Below are 17,274 nucleotides of genomic sequence, written 5' to 3'. Positions count from 1 at the left end.
ATGATAGCGGTCATTACCGGTGATATTATAAATTCACAGCATGCGGACACAGAAGTTTGGATTACCAGACTTAAAAATCTTCTCGAAACCTGGGGGAGCGCTCCTTACACATGGGAGATCTACAGGGGAGACGAGTTCCAGTTCAAATGTAGTATTGACTCTGTTTTCTGGCATTTTCTAGCCATAAAATCTCTTATTAAAAGTCAGGAAAACCTGGATGTAAGAATGGCCATAGGCATAGGTGAAGAGAGTTTTTCTTCTGAAAAGATCACCGAATCTAATGGGACTGCTTACGTAAATTCCGGTAGATTACTGAATGATCTGAAAAGCGACGGACATACTGTTGCCATCAAAACATCCAGTGATGCGGTAGACAGAGATCTCAATATCCTGTTGAAATGGTCTTCCAAGGACTTTGATAACTGGACGATGGCTACTGCAGAAATCATTCATGAAATGATCATGAACGAGGATATAACCCAGGAAGATCTTGCCAAAAGATTTGCTATTTCACAGTCTTCTATCAGCCAGAGACTGAAGCGAGCCAACTATGAGCTCATCGTGGAAACCAACCAGTATTTCAGAAAGAAAATCTCAGAACTATAGGCATGATCTTTATCAAACTCATATTGGCACATCTACTCGGAGATTTTATACTTCAGCCAAATTCATGGGTTGCTGATAAGGAGAACTATAAACTGAAAAGTAAATATTTATACTTTCACATTCTGATTCACACCGTTTTAAGCTTAATTTTTATTTGGAATTTACAGCTTTGGTGGGTTGCTGTTTTGGTGGGAATCACCCATTACATCATTGATGCTGCAAAGCTGAGTTTCCAAAATGTAAAGACAAAGAAAAGATGGTTTTTCATCGATCAGCTGCTGCATGTTTTAGTGATTGCAGGAGTGTCTTTTTATTTCGGTGAATTTGATTTCAGCTTTTTGCAAAATCAGGAATTTTTGAAAATACTCATGGCAGCTTTGTTTCTGACGACGCCAGCCTCTATTTTCATCAGACTCCTTTTATCATCCTGGACACCTGCTCCGGATGGTCCCAACACGATTCAAACCGAATCTTTATCAAGTGCCGGAAAATATATCGGAATTTTAGAACGTCTGCTGGTTTTTACCTTTATCATGGTGAATCACTGGGAAGGCGTAGGTTTCATGGTCGCTGCCAAATCTGTTTTCAGATTCAGTGATCTTGCACAGGCAAAACAGAGAAAACTTACAGAATATGTATTGATTGGTACACTGCTGAGTTTTGGACTGGCTGTCTTAACAGGTATAATAATAAAATAAATCAATAAATCTAACTACAATTTAGAAAGTAAAATTATGAGTCAAAAGAAAGAAATGTTGTACGAGGGGAAAGCAAAACAGGTATTTGCAACCGATAATCCTGATGAAGTAGTAGTACGTTTCAAAGACGATGCTACAGCATTTAACGCTCAAAAGAAAGGTCAGGTAGATCTGAAAGGGGAAATGAACAATGCGATCACTACTCTTATTTTTGAATATTTAAATGAAAAAGGGATCAAAACTCATTTCATCAAACAATTGGACGAAAGAGAGCAATTGGTAAGAAAAGTATCAATCATTCCTTTGGAAATGGTGGTAAGAAACTATTCTGCAGGAAGTATGGCACAAAGATTAGGAGTGGAAGAAGGAATCAAATCTCCGGTAACGATCTTCGACATCTGCTATAAGAAAGACGAATTGGGAGATCCGCTTATTAACGATCACCACGCTGTTTTCTTAGGGGCTGCCACTTATGAAGAGCTTGACGAAATGTATGAACTTACTTCAGATATTAACGAGATCCTTATCGACCTGTTTGACAAGATCAATATCATCCTGGTAGACTTCAAAATCGAATTAGGTAAAACTTCTGACGGTGAAATCATCTTAGCTGACGAAATTTCTCCTGATACCTGCAGACTTTGGGATAAAGACACCATGAAGAAACTGGACAAAGACAGATTCAGAAGAGATTTGGGAGAAGTAACTGAGGCGTATGTGGAAATCTACAACCGATTGAAAAACTTACTTGCAAAATAATTTTAGATATTTAGAAGTTAGATATTAGAAATTAGTATGAAATCGCACCGGATAGAAGATTTGAAAGTCTGGAAAAAATCAATGGCTTTAGTGAAAGAAATTTATCTGATTTCTGCTGAATTGCCTGTGGAGGAAAAATTCGGACTACAATCTCAGATCAGAAGATGTGCAGTTTCAATACCATCTAATATTGCAGAGGGAGCTGGAAGAAATAATAAAAATGAATTTTATCAATTTCTTGGAATTGCGTTTGGTTCTACTTATGAATTACAAACTCAGCTTCAGTTGTTGATTGATTTAGATTTTATTTCTGAAATAAAAATTATTCCCTTAAAAGAACTTTTAGCTGAAATTCAAAAAATGATTTATTCATTAAAAGCAAGTTTAAAATTATAATTGAAGTTAACTTAGACTAATTTCTAACATCTAATATCTAACTTCTAATCATTAGAAAAAATAGAAATGAAAAGTTTAGACATTCATAAAAGTGAATATTTAAAACAGTTTGAAAACCAGGTTTACGGAAGGAATCTTTTCAGAACTCAGGAAGAGGAAAGATTGGATGCTCCTAACGAAGAATGTGGAATCTTCGGATTGTATTCGGATAATGATCTGGATACATTCTCTCTTTCACAGTTCGGGCTTTTTGCTTTACAGCATAGAGGCCAGGAAGCTTGTGGTATTTCCGTTTTAAAAGATGGAAAGATCACCAACATGAAAGATGAAGGATTGGTTTTAGACGTTTATAAAGACATTCAGGAACCTGAAACTTTTATGGGAAATTCTGCAATTGGACATACCCGTTATACCACTGCAGGAGACAAAAAGAAATATAATTTCCAGCCATTTTTCGCGAAAAACGAATATGATCAGATTATACTTTCTATAGCACACAATGGTAATCTTACCAATGCGAAAGAATTAAAAGCTGAACTGGAAGCTGAAGGTGTAGTTTTCAGAGCGACTTCCGATTCTGAGGTGATCCTGAGACTTATTCAGAAAAACCTGGACCTTGGTCTTCGTGGAGCTATTAAAGCGACAATGGAGAAAATTGAAGGCGCTTATTCCGTAGTAGGAATGACACGAAATAAATTCTTTGCATTCAGAGATTTCAATGGAATCCGTCCATTGGTTCTGGGAGCCATTAATGAGAATTCTTATGTGGTAGCTTCAGAATCTGTGGCACTAGATGCTGTAGGCGCTCAGTATGTACGTGATATTTTGCCGGGAGAGATCATTTATACTAATGAAAATGAGCCTGGAAAACTTCATTCTTATATGATGGATGAAGCGAAAGGGAAGCAGAGAATATGTTCTTTTGAATATATTTATTTTGCAAGACCTGACTCTACTTTAGAAAATATCAATGTCTATGAGATCAGAGAGAAATCTGGTGAGAAAATCTGGGAACAGGCTCCTATAGATGCTGATCTTGTTATTGGAGTTCCGGATTCCGGAGTTCCGGCAGCGATTGGTTTCTCAAAAGCTTCAGGAATACCTTTCCGCCCTGTTTTGATCAAAAACAGATATATTGGAAGAAGTTTTATCGTTCCGACTCAGGAAATGAGAGAAAGGGTAGTGAACCTTAAGCTGAACCCGATTATCTCTGAAATGAAGGATAAGAAAGTGGTTATTATTGATGACTCTATCGTTCGTGGAACAACATCCAAGAGATTGGTTAAGATCTTGAAAGATGCAGGAGTAAAAGAAATTCACTTCAGAAGTGTTTCTCCGCCAATTATTGCCCCTTGTTATCTGGGAATCGATACTCCTTCAAAAGATGATCTGATCTCAGCGAATATGTCTACAGAAGAACTTAAAAACTATCTGGGAGTAGATTCCTTAGAGTTTTTGAGCATAGACAACCTGAAAGAAATTTTAGGATCTTCCAACCACTGCTTCGGATGCTTTACAGAAGAATATCCGGTAGGAAAAGGAGAGGAAATAGAATTATTCAATTAATATTTCTTACACTATAATAGAGAGCCAGTCAGTCAATGTCTGGCTCTTTTTGTATGAAGTCATTCCAAGGAACAAAGAGTGATCGCAAAAACCAAAAGTACAGAATTTTAAAACCAAATACCCAAAAAAGAGGGCTCTTACAAATATTATAAAGGCGTCTATTTAAGATTTTTTTTATTTAAAATCCATTAAAAAAGAAACTATTTTTAATAGCCTTACGAATTTTCGTAATAAAATTATAAACTTTATTATTGGCTTGTAAGTATTTGATGAGTAGTAATTTAACATAAAAAAATAATTCCTTTGACAGTTGATTTATTTTAATATTTTTGAAGTAAAATTTTAAAATAATTATTAAATATTAAACAAAAACACTTATGAAAAAAACATTATTATTAAGCGCTTTATTCATTGCTGGTATACTTAGTGCATTTCCTTTTAGAACCTCTTGTGGAAGAGTCTTACAAGTTAGTCAAACAATAGCCAATAATATGTCATTAGATCAGTTAGCGGATTATCTTGGCGATGTTAATAGTTCAGCTTGTCCTGGTTCAGGTCCAGTAGCTATACATATTTACTATCATTAAAAAACTATTAATTTAATGTAAGACTGCCATAAAACGTGGCGGTCTTTTATTTTAAATAAGAATATTATAATGAAAAAGATCATATTATTATTCCACTTACTATTTATTATTTCCATTTTTTCTCAAAAAAAATTTAATGTTTTTTATGAAGCTGATTATAAGTTAAATTACAAACTTTCAACGGATAGCAATTATAAAAAAGAAACTACTTTTGCCCTTCTAATTAATGAAAACTCTTCTTTTTTTAAAGATTTACATAGATATATTTCTGATTCTCTCTTAGTTGAAAAAAAACTAAATACAATTGAAGAAGCAATGAAATACAACACCGATTTCCGCGGTTATGTTGGAACTACATCTGCGAAATTGTATGTTACTGATGAAATTAATTATAGTTATTTTGGATATGAAGAGCCCAATAATATAAATTGGAAAATAAAAAATGAATTTAAAACTGTAGCTGGATATAAATGCCAAAAAGCAGAAACAGCAAAATATGGTAGAACTTGGGTAGCATGGTTTACAGTGGACATTCCTTTTCAATTTGGTCCATATAAATTTAACCGCTTACCCGGTCTAATTACTGAAGTATATGATACTAAAGACGATTATCATTACACATTATATAGTTTTAGAAAAAGAAAATATACTTGTAAATCCGCAAATATTGCAATTAACGTAAAATATTTAACAAAAGAGAAGGTAGTCGAAATTTTTAAAAATAGACTGGCCGGAAAATTAAGGTTGAATGAACAATATATAGAAAATATAGAGGATCGTGAATATATAAGAAAAAATGCGGAAGATGCTATAAAAAAATATAATCCTATCGAATTAAGTTTTTATTAGGGTCTTCATGGTTATATTCTTTTGTATCCTTAATAAAGTCAATCAGTCTTTTGTCTCTAATCAATCAGGATTTGTGCCTTGTTATATGCCGGATATGGCTGTTGAGGGCTTTTAAATTTAAGCTTTTTACCTAGTGGGAATTCCGTTTCATTTATAGAAAATATGTTTTTTATCGAAAAAACCTTTAATAATAGGTGCTTGCAGATTTTTTAGCTTTTTGTTTTACTGGTCATAGAGGAACCTCAAAACCCAATGAAATGTAGCAAAAGCTTAATATTCCTGTAGTATACAGTATATATGCAAAATTTAATTTTATAGGATTAAAATCTGAAGAATGAAAAATGTGCTTTTTACCGGTTTGTTTCTGGCATTTGCCCAACTTTATACTGCGCAGTCTTTTGATAAGCAGGCGCATCGGGGTGGGAAATCGCTATATCCTGAGAATACAATTCCGGCAATGAAGAATGCTTTGAAAATGAATGTCACAACCCTGGAGATGGATCTGGCCATTACAAAAGATAAAAAGGTAATTCTTTCCCATGATGCCTTTCTTTCCCCGGAATTGATCACTAAGCCCGATGGTACTTATATTCCGAAGGATTCCGGGTTTTATTACAAAATTTATGAAATGCCTTACGCAAAGATTAAGACATTTGACGTAGGTTTAAAGAAGCTGGAAGGATATCCTGATCAGAAGAAAATGAAGGCTCAGAAACCCCTTTTCTCAGACGTTATCGATGCATCTGAAAGCTATGCCCGTGAACTGAATAGACCTTTACCTTTTTATAATATAGAAACGAAAACCCGTCCCTTCTCTGACAATATATTTCATCCGGAACCAAAGGAGTTTGTAGATCTGATGATGAAGATCATTATTGAAAAAAAGATTCAGGACAGAGTAATTATTCAGTCTTTTGATCCCAGAACACTGGAAATTATTCATAAAGAATATCCTAAAATAATGACCGCTTTACTGGTAGAAAAGGTAGATGATAAAAAACTGGCCCAGCAACAGGCTTACTTTAAAAATATTCCACTGGAGAAATTCAAAATGTACCCGGATCATCTGAATGGAGTAGCAGGCGACATGAAGTTTTTAAGCTTTACTCCTAACATATACAGCCCCAATCATACATTGGTTACTCCGCAATTGGTACAGGAATGCCACAAATTAGGGATGAAAGTGATCCCATGGACTGTAAATACCAAAGAAAGGCTGCAGGAACTGAAAGAAATGGGAATTGATGGAGTGATCAGCGACGATCCCCGGATTTTTGAGTAAATTTTAAATATAAAAATAGCCTGAAGAAATTCCTCAGGCTATTTTGTATCATGCAGAAATCTGCACTTGTGGTTAAAAAATTGGTTTCTTTTTTAATTAGAACTTGTAGTTGACACCTAGTTGGAAAACTCTGTTGTTGTTTTCAGCAGCAGGTCTGCTCTTGTCGATCTTCGTCAAGCTGTTGGTGTATCTTGCACTGATTCCGATATTATTGGTAACATCATATCCAAGACCAAGGCCTAAACCAAAATTGAATTTGTTGATACTATCCTTATCTATATCATTCTTGTGAGATTGCGATGTAGTGGTAGTAACACCTCCTGTAGTGGTAGATACTGTAGCTTCACTGTTCGTTTTCCCATTGATAAAGTAGCTGAATTCAGGACCTGCTTCAACATAGAATTTATCCGTAGGTCTCATCTGAAGCATTAAAGGAACTGAAATATAGTTCATCGTTACTTTGCTTTCTCCTTTCGTTTTTACAGTAGTTGCTCCTGAAGTAACTTCAGTAGAATAAGCTACATCTCTTGCTCCCATTTGGTTGTACAATACTTCCGGTTGAAAACTGAATTGTTTAGAGATCGGAATATTAACGAATGCTCCTGCATGGAAACCAAGTTTTTGGGTGTTCATTCCAAATTTCTGCTCGCTGAAATAAGCTGAGTTTCCTCCTGCCTTGATCCCGAATCTAACCGGTTGAACATTGTTTTTAAGAGCTGATTCATTAACTGTTTTTACTGGTTTAGTTTCTTGTGCCTCCTGTGCGAATGCTAACGTACCAGCAGTGAATGCTAATCCTAAAAATAACTTCTTCATAATTTTATTTTTTAATTTTACTATTTGCGTACTGGATGATTTCTCAATCAGACTTGAATTATTTTGCAAATTGCTTGCCAAAGTTGAAAAAGTCTTATTTGAAGGGCTTTTACAAGGGTTTTTATAATGGTTTTCTTTTAGGCTTTTATCCCTTTTTTATAAAAAAACATACCATTCAGTTCGTTTTTTTGTAAACATTTTAAAACTAAAAAAGCATTTTTGTTTATAATTTAAATACCCTTAATTTTAAAAAATAAAATTTTAAACGAAATAAAAGTTCGGGATTAAACTTTTTTATGCAAAATAAAATGTTGGCAGATTCAGATGTATTTGAAATAAAAAATACCGGACATGACAATGTCCGGTACCAAACTGAAAATAATAAATATCTTATTTGAATTTATAAGCTACACCCACCTGAAAAGCATTATTTCTAACCTTATCATCATTGTTGTATTTATAAATATCCGTAAGTCCTGCCGTAAATCTTGCCGTTACGCCGAATTTTGGAGTAAAATAATATCCTGCTCCAACCCCGATTCCAACGTTGAATTTATGGAAAAGATCCATTGCGATTTTTCCGGAATATTTTTCAGTACGGCTGATAGATGCTGAATTTCCTGTTGTTTCTATCGTCGTAAGATCTCCTTTTGATCTTCCGCCTAATAAAAATCCGAATTCAGGACCTGCCTCTACATAAAGCTGTGGGAGAATGTTATACTGAACCATCACAGGAAGTGCAAGATAATTCAGAGTCGTGGTATAATCATAATTCTGACGCATTGTATAATTCCCACTACTCATTCTGTAATTATATTCCGTTCTGGAACCCAGCTGATTAAAAATAAGCTCCGGCTGAACGCTGAATTTGCTGGCTACCGGTATATTAACAAATACGCCGGCATTAAAACCAGCCTTCATTTTGTCGTTATTATCATAGTCATAACCATCTGATCTGGTAAGAGTAGACGCATTGAATCCTGCTTTAACTCCGAAACTGATAGGAGAAGGAGAGGGCGATTTCGTTTTTTCCTGAGCATTGACCAAAAGGCAACCTGCAGCAACTGCCATTCCTAAAAAGAATTTCTTCATGATTAAAAGTTTTAAATTTAATTGCAATAGAAGCAGCAAAACTTCTACCACAAAGATAAAACCTGACAAAAGTCATGAAAAGGATTCCGCAGCTGACAGGTGATCAGTGTAAAAATGGATCAAGCGCAAAAGCTAGTAAAACAATTATTCTAAATTTTATAAACATAAAGGAATAATATTACATCGCCCACAACTTTTATGACGCTCCATAAAAACAAGAATACCAGATGTATGAAATTGAAGTATAAATGCGAAAAAGTCAGGCCTAAATGAATAAACCTGACTTTTTCTATTGAAATCAAAATGTATTTTACATGTTTACAGGAGAATTTCTCCGTGTTTTGTATCTATTCTCTGAGTACAGTTCTTATCAAATAGCCCTGCATTGATATAGTAATCCTGTTAGCCGGATCAGCATATCTTTCATAAAAAACAGAATCTGTAAGTTGGAAACATTTTGGAATAGGTACAATTGTTAGACAAAAGGCAAATTCCTTGCCAAAAATAAAATTATTGATAAGAAAATTCTATTGTTTTTTCATAAACTTCCTTATCTTAATCTGTTAGCTCCTGAAATTTAAAAAGATATAATATCTGACTATAAAAAAACCGGATTAAATAAATAATCCGGTAATAAGTTTTTTATTAAGCTAAGTCTTACGCTTAGAATTTATAAGCCAATCCTACCTGGAATGCTCCGTTTTTAGATTTGTCAGTAGAAAGGTCAGGTCTGTCTTTTACAACATCCGTTAAACCTGCAACATATCTTGCTGTAACTCCAATATTGTTGGTGAAGTAATATCCGGCACCAATTCCTAAACCAAAATCAAATCCTTTAAAGAAATCTTTTCCATCTACTGAATTTGATTTATACTTTAGTCTTGAATTAACCAAAAAGCTGAATTGAGGTCCTGCTTCAAGGTATAAATTAGGTAAAGCATTATACTGAAGCATTAATGGTACTGAAATATAATCTAAATTTATTTTTGTATCGCTATTTGCTTTAAGTTTTGCACCCATTCCACTATATAAAACCTCCGGTTGGAAAGAGAAATCCTGAGCTACAGGAATGTTGGCAAATACACCTCCGTAGAATCCTGCTTTAGAATTGAAATCACTGTCAGAAATACTTGAAACGTTAAGGCCAGCTTTTAAACCAAATCTAACAGGAGAAGAAGCTGCAGTCTTTGATGAAGTCTTCTGAGCGAAAGTGAATGTACCCGCTACAAGAGCAAGGCCAAAAAGAATCTTTTTCATAGATATTCTATTTAATAGTTATTTTAAGTTTTATTTAACATTTTGTTTATAATCAAATGGCGTGCCAAAAAAATAATTTTAAAGCAAGATGATTTTAAACTGTTTTTAAATCAGTATGTTACATGGTTTGTTGAATGGAAATAATTGTATTTTTGAAAATGTTTTAATTTTGAAACGTTGTGTTTTTTTAACAGAAATTATAATTTTTAATCCTTGGAAGATATTTTTTAAAGCATCAGCGGTCAAATAAATAGGGCTGCCCCGTTTTGAGAATTTTTAACAGGTAATACTAAAAACTTAATATGTAACAGGCCATAAAAAAGACCAAGCTAAAAAATTAACCTGATCTTTCTATTGAATATAAAAATTTGTTAGTGAATGTTGACTGCTTATTTGAATTTATAAGCTAATCCTACCTGGAATACGTTGTTTCTTATAGCGTCAGATCCACTAGGTCTGTCTTTAGCAATATCCGTTAAACCAGCAACATATCTTGCAGTAAGTCCTAAGTTAGGTGTGAAATAATATCCTGCACCAATACCGATACCAAAGTTGAATGTATTCAATCTATCTTTGTAGTTATCAGTAGTAGAAGAATCTCCGTTAGATTCGTTTTTAACTTTGTTTTTAGCGCTTACCATGAAACCGAATTCAGGTCCTGCTTCTAAATAAAGGTTAGGAAGTGCATTATACTGGAACATTACCGGTACTGCAATATAGTCTAGTTTAGTTGAGTTTGAAAATTTTGTGTTACCAAATCTATAATCAGACTTCTCACCATACTGAGTGTATATTACCTCCGGCTGGATGCTGAATGAAGATGCTACCGGGATGTTGGCAAATACACCTGCGTTGAACCCTATTTTAGATTTTTGGTCATCTAAACCTTCAGTTTTTGAAAGTGAAGATACGTTCATTCCTCCTTTTACCCCAAATGTTACCGGATTAGAAGAAGGCGTTTGTTGTGCGAACGCTAATGTTCCTGCAGTTACTGCTAATCCTAAAATTAACTTTTTCATAACTTTAAATTTTTAATTTTTTACTCTTTCTTAATTTTAAATTTTACTACTTGTCAACGTTTTCAGTTGAACGCAGAGTATCTTTCAAATTGCTTGCCAAAAATATTTTTCAGGAGTAAAATCAACAAAAAAACCACTTGATAGGCAAGTGGTTTTTAATTTATATCATTGATTTTTAGTTTATTAAAAATTTAATTAAACATTTGTTTAGAAATGATCTAAATTGACAATTTTGTTAAAAATCGGTTTGAAAAATAAAAAACATCACAGAAATTACATTAAGCGTCATTCAATTTTCTGTAAAAATGGATGGCTTCAAGGATGTTTTTCTGGCTGCACTGATGATCATAAGTACATGATCCAATCCCGGAAAGCAGAGAAAAATTGATTTTACTATCAATATTCTTTTTATCATTCAGCAATAATGCAGAAATATCTTCATCTTTAAAGTCGCTGATGTCAAGGTAAGGGTAGTATCTCTGGATATTTTCTATAATGATCTTTGCATCTTCCTCAGAAATAAGGTTTTCAAGATAAGCCAGGTGAGCTTCGGCAATCATTCCCATAGCCACCGCTTCTCCATGAAGGATAGGATTTCCTTGTTGCAAACATAAGCTTTCAACAGCATGACCGATTGTATGCCCGAAATTCAGGGTTTTTCTGATATTGCTTTCATGGAAGTCTTTTTCTACCACATCCTGTTTGATATTCATCGAGGTCTGGATATGCGGGATCACCGTTTCTACTTCCAGTTTACGGATCTGGATCAGCTGGTCCCAATGTTTATTATCAGCAATTAATCCATGTTTCAGCATTTCAGCGAATCCGCTTCTCAGTTCTTTAAAAGGTAAAGTTTCTAAAAATTTCGGATAAATAAAGATCTGCTCAGGAAAGGCGAAAGTTCCCACCATATTTTTATAATGCATCAGGTCAATCCCTGTTTTTCCTCCTATGGAAGCATCACACATCGATAAAAGGGTAGTAGGGATATTGATGAACTGTATTCCTCTTTTATAAGTAGAAGCGACAAAACCACCCATATCTGTAATCACACCGCCACCAAGATTGATGACCAACGCTTTTCTGTCTGCCTGCATCTCGGTAAGAATTTCCCAAAGCTGATTCGCTGTCTGGATATTTTTCATTTCTTCACCGGCCTCAATCTCCAGAATTTCAAACCCCAGATCCGTCTCCATATTTCCCAAAAGAACAGGAAGACAGTATTCATGAGTATTTTCATCCACCAAAATAAAAATTTTACTGAAAGTTTTTTCATGAAGGAACTCGTTCAATTGCGAGAAATTATCGTTTAATATTGTTATCATCTTCAATTATATGTAAGGTTAAAAAAGTAAACTATATTGCAAAGTTATGATTCTTAATTTTTAACTCGTAACTAAATTACTATCTTTGCAGAAATTTTTAGAATGAGCAGAGATAATAATAATTCAGACAGACCAAAGAGACCAAGATTTTCAACCAAGAAAAGTTCTGATGATTCTCGTGCTTCCAGATCTGGAAATTCTTCAGGATCAAAACCTTTTAAAAAGCCTTTCTCTAAAGACGGAGCAAGAAAAGGTCCCGAACATTCAGGATCCAACTCAAGATTTGAAAAGAAACCGTTCAAGAAAAATACCGGAAGTTTTAATAACGCTGGTGATGATTCTGAATCAAAATCTGAAAGTAGAGCTTACATTACGAACAAAAGTGAGAGCTATGAGAAAAAATCTTTCGGAAAACCTAAAAGAGGTGGAAGAAATTTCGATACTAGAGATAAGTACGAAAGAGGCAGCCTGAAATACGGAAGAAGACCTTCTAACGGTGAAGAAAGAGACGACAGAGCAAAATCTTTTGTACAGAAAAGAAGACTGAACAAAATTGAAAAAGACGTTCATAAAGACAGCATCCGTCTTAATAAGTATATTGCCAATTCAGGAATCTGCAGCAGAAGAGAGGCTGATGAGCTGATCACGCAGGGACTTGTAGAAGTAAACGGAAAGGTAGTTACAGAAATGGGTTACCAGGTACAGAAAACCGACAGAGTAGTATTTGACGGACAAAATATCACGCCGGAAAAACCTGTTTACGTACTTTTGAATAAGCCAAAAGGGTATATTTCTACTACAAAAGACGATAAAGCAAGAAAAACAGTAATGGATCTTGTAGCGAATGCTTCTCCTTACAGACTTTTCCCTGTAGGAAGATTAGACCGTTCTACAACAGGAGTTATTTTGCTTACCAATGACGGGCACATGACTAAAAAACTAACGCATCCATCTTTTGATGCCAAGAAAATTTATCATGTAACATTGGATAAGAAACTTACGGGTGAAGATCTACGTCTTATTGCAGAAGGAATTCGTCTTGACGAAGGAGTAGCAGTGGTAGATCAGATTTCGTACATTGAAGGTAAGCCTAAAAATGAGATCGGAATTGAAATCCACATCGGATGGAACCGTGTGATCAGAAGAATTTTCCAAAGACTAGGATATGAAGTAGAATCTTTAGATAGAGTAATGTTTGCCGGATTGACGAAGAAAAACATCAAAAGAGGACACTGGAGAATCCTTACAGAACTGGAAGTAAACAACCTTAAAATGCTTTAGACTAATGATAAGCTTTGAATTTTAGATTCAGGCTTTTGATTAAAATCATTATTACCAGGTAATAATTTTAAAGGTAAAAGAATAAAAAAGCGCAGAAACTAGTTTCTGCGCTTTTTTGTATTATTAATAGGATGAAAACCCGGTTTCGTTTTACCTAAAGTGACCTCTTCTATTTATTATTTAAAAATTAAATGTCTCATTATTGAGACATTTGTCGTAAATTTGAGTCAATAAAAAAGATATGAATACCCAGCAGAAAATTATTGATGCGGCAATATCCGTTTTGAACGAGAATTTTTCAGCAACATTTGAGGATATTGCGATAAGCTGCGGCATTAACAGAAGAACGATTCACCGATATTTTAAAAGCCGGAATGAACTGCTGGAAGCATGCAACAGGAATATGATGGAGGCATGGGAATCTGCCACTCTTAAAGTTTGTGACAGCTCAGAAGATCCTTTAATACAGCTTGAACATTTATTATATGCAGGAATTGACAGTGGAACAAAGTATGCTTTTCTCATTAAACTGAATGATCATGTTAAATTTTCTTCAACAATTGACGAAAACAGTCAAAGTGAGGCCTATTTAAAAAGAAGAAATCAATTATTTGATGCCATTCAGGAATTACAAAAACAGCAAGTGATTAATAATCAGCTACCGATAGCCTGGATAAGGATTCTTTTCACAAGTGTGATCACTGCAACGATTACGGCGTTCAGATCCGGAGATATTGCTCAGAATGAAGTGAAGAAACTGGCCTGGTATTCATTCAGCAGAAGTATTGGTATACAAGAGAATAAAAAATGATACATTCCTTTTTAATGATAGGTCAGTCTAATATGGCTGGTAGGGGCTATGCTAAAGAAGTTCCGCCTATCTATGATGAGCATATTAAAATGCAAAGAAACGGATTCTGGCAGATCATGTCTGAGCCTATTAATTTTGACCGTTCTAATGCCGGTGTGGGACTTGCCGCTTCATTTGCTGCATCCTGGAGACTAGACCATCAACAGGAGGAGATAGGATTGATTCCCTGTGCAGACGGAGGAACCAGCCTTGATGATTGGGCGGTAGGAGGTGCTTTATTTGAAAATGCTATATCACAGGCAAAATTGGCACAACGAACAAGCCGGATTGCAGGTATTCTCTGGCATCAGGGGGAAAATGACTGTTCTCCGGAAAAGGCCGAGAGATATGGCGAAAAATTTTCTGTCATAACGGAAACCTTACGCCAGGAGCTGAATATTCCGGAAGTTCCTCTTCTAATAGGTGGCTTAGGAGACTTTCTACTCAGTGGAATCTTCGGGAAATATTTTACTTCATACCCTCTGGTTAATGAGGCACTTGAAGAATTTGCAAAAGTCCATGCAAACTGTTATTTTGTTACTGCAAAAGGGCTTACAGCCAATGCTGACCGTATTCATTTCAATGCGCTGTCACAAAGGATATTGGGAATCAGGTATTATAGTGCTTTCCGGGAGGCAAAACATCTTCTTGTCCCTCGTCATGATGAAGAAAGCATTCTGGCGACAATCTATGATAGGCCTTACTCCAGAACAGAAAAAATAAAACTGTTGGAACATGAATTTGCAATGGCAAATATTGAACCTGAAGATTTTCTGTCAGAATTAGCGATACTGAGCCAGGAGTAAGCTATTATATCAAAAAAATAAACAGCATTACTAATGCTGTTTATTTTTGGGTATATCTTTATTGTATGCTGTTTTATCCAAGTACTGTTACTCCTTTTTCTATCATTTCATAGATCGCATCTCTGCCATTGTCAGGCTTCACATTCACGGCACGGGTTCCGTTAAAATGCAGGCAGGTAACATAGCCATTGGCAACAGCGTCCAGAGCGGTGAACTTCACGCAATAATCCATAGCAAGTCCTACAATCTCTACCAGCTGAATATCATGGTATTTTAAGAAATCGTCCAATCCGGTTTTCATAAAGTGGTTGTTATCCTGGAAACCGCTGTAGCTGTCAATTTCAACATTTTTCCCTTTTTGGATGATATGAGTTACTTTCTCCTGATTCAGGTCTTTGTGGAATTCTGCCCCAAAAGTTCCCTGAATACAGTGATCTGGCCACATAAACTGTGGAACACCGTTCAGAATAATACTTTCCCCTACATTTCTTCCATTATTGCTTGCGAAACTTTTGTGTCCGGCAGGGTGCCAGTCCTGTGTAAGAACTACCTGATCGTATGCATTTTCCTCCATCAGAACGTTGATGTAGGGAATAATTTCATTAGCTCCAGGTACTGCAAGTGCTCCGCCTTCACAAAAATCATTCTGTACATCGACTACTATTAACGCTTTTTTCATATTTTGATTTCTCGAATTTTTGATAAATTTACAAAACTAACCCACAAAAATTTGTCCAAACCCAAATTATCGGACAAATCGGCAAAAAAATTAAAAGCATAAAGCTAAAAAAGAAGTTGGAAGTCCCTTTTAGTGATACAATGACGTACTGTCTCTTTTAAAAGGAGCATCATTACTTCATTCTTCCATCACCAAGCTTCCAGCCTTTTAACGTATCTTTGCAGCAAATAAATAGTTTTTATGTCATTTGAGTCTTTAGGATTATCCCCCAATATTATTCGTTCTGTTAAGAAATTGGGATATTTAAAACCTTTTCCCATTCAGGAGCAAGCGGTTCCTGTCATTTTACAAGGGAAAGATCTGATGGGAATTGCGCAGACAGGTTCCGGAAAAACGGCCTGTTTTGTGATGCCGATCTTAGAAAAATTACAAAATTCTGAAGTTAAAAAAGGCAGAAATGTCCAGGTTTTAATATTGGTTCCTACCCGTGAACTGGCGATTCAGATTGATGAGGTTTGCAGAGCTTTTACAGACAATCTGAAGCGTGAAATCCGTACAATGGCCGTTTATGGTGGTGTTTCTATCAATCCTCAGATGAAAGGCATGTTTGGAGTGGAAGTTCTTATTGCCACTCCTGGACGTTTATTAGACCTGATTGATCATAATGCTCTGAGTATTTCAGGAATTCAGCATCTGGTGATTGATGAAGCGGATAAAATGTTCCAGCTAGGTTTTGGTGAAGAGATGAATAAGCTTTTTGCGATGATGCCTGTCGTAAAGCAAACCACTTTGTTTTCAGCGACTTTAAATGATAAGGTTTCTGAGATGAAAGAACGTTTGTCCATTGATCCTGTCATTGTTGAGATCAAAAAAGAAGAAGTTGAAATTGATAATATTGAGCAACTGGCCTATCATGTTTCTCCGGAGAAGAAAGGTCCTTTTTTACGATACCTGATCAAAGAAAAGAACATAGAAAAAGCTTTGATTTTCGTTTCCTCTACAAGATCTGCAGATAATCTTGTAGAAAAGCTTAAAAAGAATAAAATAAAAGCGGTAGCGATACACAGTCAGAAGTCGCAAGGGGCCCGCAGAAATAATCTGGAAGAATTTAAAGGAAAAGGAGCCCAGATTCTGGTCGCAACAGACCTGATTGGCCGTGGGATTCATATTGAGTCTTTACCTTATGTAATCAATTACGAATTGCCACGTTCTCCATTGGATTATATCCACAGGATCGGGCGAACAGGGCGTGCCAATGAAAAAGGAACGGCTATTACAATTCTGACGGATGATGAACTGCAGCATTTCAGAGTCATTCAAAAGAAAATGGGTAGAAAAGTGACGTTGCAGAGAACAGAAGATATTGATCTGCATGGGTATTAACAGATAAAGTAAAAAAATAAAGG

At 35.3% G+C, this 17,274-nt stretch carries 18 protein-coding genes; 12 read left to right on the top strand and 6 right to left on the bottom strand.

Annotated features, from left to right (window positions below):
- From AC106K_RS06695 to AC106K_RS06660, 8 genes are all read left to right on the top strand, one after another.
- Nucleotides 1–606: a SatD family protein gene (locus AC106K_RS06695; RefSeq protein ID WP_482443953.1), complete on the top strand. Its 606-nt coding sequence runs from the start codon at nucleotides 1–3 to the stop codon at nucleotides 604–606.
- A gap of 2 nt (nucleotides 607–608) precedes the next feature.
- Entirely contained in the window at nucleotides 609–1,304 is a 696-nt protein-coding gene (locus AC106K_RS06690; RefSeq protein WP_482443951.1) for a DUF3307 domain-containing protein, read from the top strand.
- A gap of 36 nt (nucleotides 1,305–1,340) precedes the next feature.
- On the top strand, nucleotides 1,341–2,063 hold the full coding sequence (gene purC / locus AC106K_RS06685; protein ID WP_065397805.1) for a phosphoribosylaminoimidazolesuccinocarboxamide synthase: 723 nt from the start codon (nucleotides 1,341–1,343) through the stop codon (nucleotides 2,061–2,063).
- Nucleotides 2,064–2,099: 36 nt separating this feature from the next.
- A complete protein-coding gene (locus tag AC106K_RS06680) occupies nucleotides 2,100–2,459 on the top strand; it encodes a four helix bundle protein (protein WP_482443949.1) in 360 nt (119 codons plus the stop codon).
- Nucleotides 2,460–2,525: 66 nt separating this feature from the next.
- On the top strand, nucleotides 2,526–4,025 hold the full coding sequence (purF, locus tag AC106K_RS06675) for an amidophosphoribosyltransferase (RefSeq protein ID WP_047099249.1): 1,500 nt from the start codon (nucleotides 2,526–2,528) through the stop codon (nucleotides 4,023–4,025).
- Between the two features lie 377 nt (nucleotides 4,026–4,402).
- A complete protein-coding gene (locus AC106K_RS06670; RefSeq protein WP_482443947.1) occupies nucleotides 4,403–4,612 on the top strand; it encodes a hypothetical protein in 210 nt (69 codons plus the stop codon).
- Between the two features lie 69 nt (nucleotides 4,613–4,681).
- Nucleotides 4,682–5,461: a GLPGLI family protein gene (locus AC106K_RS06665; RefSeq protein WP_482443945.1), complete on the top strand. Its 780-nt coding sequence runs from the start codon at nucleotides 4,682–4,684 to the stop codon at nucleotides 5,459–5,461.
- A 334-nt stretch (nucleotides 5,462–5,795) separates the two neighbouring features.
- Nucleotides 5,796–6,743: a glycerophosphodiester phosphodiesterase family protein gene (locus tag AC106K_RS06660; protein ID WP_482443943.1), complete on the top strand. Its 948-nt coding sequence runs from the start codon at nucleotides 5,796–5,798 to the stop codon at nucleotides 6,741–6,743.
- 96 nt (nucleotides 6,744–6,839) lie between these two features.
- Here the strand turns inward: AC106K_RS06660 and AC106K_RS06655 are convergent, their stop codons facing one another.
- From AC106K_RS06655 to aroB, 5 genes are all read right to left on the bottom strand, one after another.
- The gene (locus AC106K_RS06655) at nucleotides 6,840–7,559 is read right to left on the bottom strand and encodes a porin family protein (RefSeq protein ID WP_482443941.1); all 720 of its coding nucleotides are present in this window, start codon (nucleotides 7,557–7,559) and stop codon (nucleotides 6,840–6,842) included.
- Between the two features lie 390 nt (nucleotides 7,560–7,949).
- Nucleotides 7,950–8,651 carry a porin family protein gene (locus tag AC106K_RS06650; RefSeq protein WP_482443939.1) on the bottom strand — a complete coding sequence of 234 codons (702 nt, stop codon included), beginning with the start codon at nucleotides 8,649–8,651 and terminating at the stop codon, nucleotides 7,950–7,952.
- A gap of 663 nt (nucleotides 8,652–9,314) precedes the next feature.
- Entirely contained in the window at nucleotides 9,315–9,908 is a 594-nt protein-coding gene (locus AC106K_RS06645; protein WP_482443937.1) for a porin family protein, read from the bottom strand.
- Between the two features lie 389 nt (nucleotides 9,909–10,297).
- On the bottom strand, nucleotides 10,298–10,927 hold the full coding sequence (locus AC106K_RS06640) for a porin family protein (RefSeq protein WP_047099253.1): 630 nt from the start codon (nucleotides 10,925–10,927) through the stop codon (nucleotides 10,298–10,300).
- A 278-nt stretch (nucleotides 10,928–11,205) separates the two neighbouring features.
- A complete protein-coding gene (gene aroB, locus AC106K_RS06635; protein ID WP_482443935.1) occupies nucleotides 11,206–12,252 on the bottom strand; it encodes a 3-dehydroquinate synthase in 1,047 nt (348 codons plus the stop codon).
- Between the two features lie 102 nt (nucleotides 12,253–12,354).
- On the opposite strand from aroB, the gene AC106K_RS06630 reads away from it, so the two are divergent.
- The 3 genes from AC106K_RS06630 to AC106K_RS06620 all read left to right on the top strand — a co-directional run bounded on the left by AC106K_RS06630 (nucleotide 12,355) and on the right by AC106K_RS06620 (nucleotide 15,189).
- Entirely contained in the window at nucleotides 12,355–13,533 is a 1,179-nt protein-coding gene (locus tag AC106K_RS06630; RefSeq protein ID WP_482443933.1) for a pseudouridine synthase, read from the top strand.
- A gap of 241 nt (nucleotides 13,534–13,774) precedes the next feature.
- Entirely contained in the window at nucleotides 13,775–14,344 is a 570-nt protein-coding gene (locus AC106K_RS06625) for a TetR/AcrR family transcriptional regulator (protein ID WP_482443931.1), read from the top strand.
- Entirely contained in the window at nucleotides 14,341–15,189 is an 849-nt protein-coding gene (locus tag AC106K_RS06620; protein ID WP_482443929.1) for a sialate O-acetylesterase, read from the top strand. Before AC106K_RS06625 ends, AC106K_RS06620 begins: the two co-directional genes overlap by 4 nt.
- Nucleotides 15,190–15,262: 73 nt before the next feature.
- Here AC106K_RS06620 and pncA read toward each other — a convergent pair whose 3' ends face one another.
- Nucleotides 15,263–15,868, bottom strand: coding sequence for a bifunctional nicotinamidase/pyrazinamidase (gene pncA / locus AC106K_RS06615; protein ID WP_047099255.1), 606 nt, complete (start codon nucleotides 15,866–15,868; stop codon nucleotides 15,263–15,265).
- A 240-nt stretch (nucleotides 15,869–16,108) separates the two neighbouring features.
- Between pncA and AC106K_RS06610 the strand changes: the two genes are divergently transcribed.
- On the top strand, nucleotides 16,109–17,251 hold the full coding sequence (locus AC106K_RS06610; protein ID WP_482443927.1) for a DEAD/DEAH box helicase: 1,143 nt from the start codon (nucleotides 16,109–16,111) through the stop codon (nucleotides 17,249–17,251).
- Nucleotides 17,252–17,274: the final 23 nt, after the last annotated feature.

The sequence above is a fragment of the Chryseobacterium sp. FR048 genome (genome assembly GCF_056844665.1).
The sequence above is the reverse complement of the archived record's forward strand: the minus strand, read 5'-3'. Positions and strand labels throughout refer to the sequence as shown.

Bases quoted from the DNA above. Each gene is read 5' to 3' on its own strand.
- AC106K_RS06695 (WP_482443953.1), top strand. From the start codon at position 1: ATGATAGCGGTCATTACCGGTGATATTATAAATTCACAGCATGCGGAC.
- AC106K_RS06690 (WP_482443951.1), top strand. From the start codon at position 609: ATGATCTTTATCAAACTCATATTGGCACATCTACTCGGAGATTTTATA.
- purC (WP_065397805.1), top strand. From the start codon at position 1,341: ATGAGTCAAAAGAAAGAAATGTTGTACGAGGGGAAAGCAAAACAGGTA.
- AC106K_RS06680 (WP_482443949.1), top strand. From the start codon at position 2,100: ATGAAATCGCACCGGATAGAAGATTTGAAAGTCTGGAAAAAATCAATG.
- purF (WP_047099249.1), top strand. From the start codon at position 2,526: ATGAAAAGTTTAGACATTCATAAAAGTGAATATTTAAAACAGTTTGAA.
- AC106K_RS06670 (WP_482443947.1), top strand. From the start codon at position 4,403: ATGAAAAAAACATTATTATTAAGCGCTTTATTCATTGCTGGTATACTT.
- AC106K_RS06665 (WP_482443945.1), top strand. From the start codon at position 4,682: ATGAAAAAGATCATATTATTATTCCACTTACTATTTATTATTTCCATT.
- AC106K_RS06660 (WP_482443943.1), top strand. From the start codon at position 5,796: ATGAAAAATGTGCTTTTTACCGGTTTGTTTCTGGCATTTGCCCAACTT.
- AC106K_RS06655 (WP_482443941.1), bottom strand. From the start codon at position 7,559: ATGAAGAAGTTATTTTTAGGATTAGCATTCACTGCTGGTACGTTAGCA.
- AC106K_RS06650 (WP_482443939.1), bottom strand. From the start codon at position 8,651: ATGAAGAAATTCTTTTTAGGAATGGCAGTTGCTGCAGGTTGCCTTTTG.
- AC106K_RS06645 (WP_482443937.1), bottom strand. From the start codon at position 9,908: ATGAAAAAGATTCTTTTTGGCCTTGCTCTTGTAGCGGGTACATTCACT.
- AC106K_RS06640 (WP_047099253.1), bottom strand. From the start codon at position 10,927: ATGAAAAAGTTAATTTTAGGATTAGCAGTAACTGCAGGAACATTAGCG.
- aroB (WP_482443935.1), bottom strand. From the start codon at position 12,252: ATGATAACAATATTAAACGATAATTTCTCGCAATTGAACGAGTTCCTT.
- AC106K_RS06630 (WP_482443933.1), top strand. From the start codon at position 12,355: ATGAGCAGAGATAATAATAATTCAGACAGACCAAAGAGACCAAGATTT.
- AC106K_RS06625 (WP_482443931.1), top strand. From the start codon at position 13,775: ATGAATACCCAGCAGAAAATTATTGATGCGGCAATATCCGTTTTGAAC.
- AC106K_RS06620 (WP_482443929.1), top strand. From the start codon at position 14,341: ATGATACATTCCTTTTTAATGATAGGTCAGTCTAATATGGCTGGTAGG.
- pncA (WP_047099255.1), bottom strand. From the start codon at position 15,868: ATGAAAAAAGCGTTAATAGTAGTCGATGTACAGAATGATTTTTGTGAA.
- AC106K_RS06610 (WP_482443927.1), top strand. From the start codon at position 16,109: ATGTCATTTGAGTCTTTAGGATTATCCCCCAATATTATTCGTTCTGTT.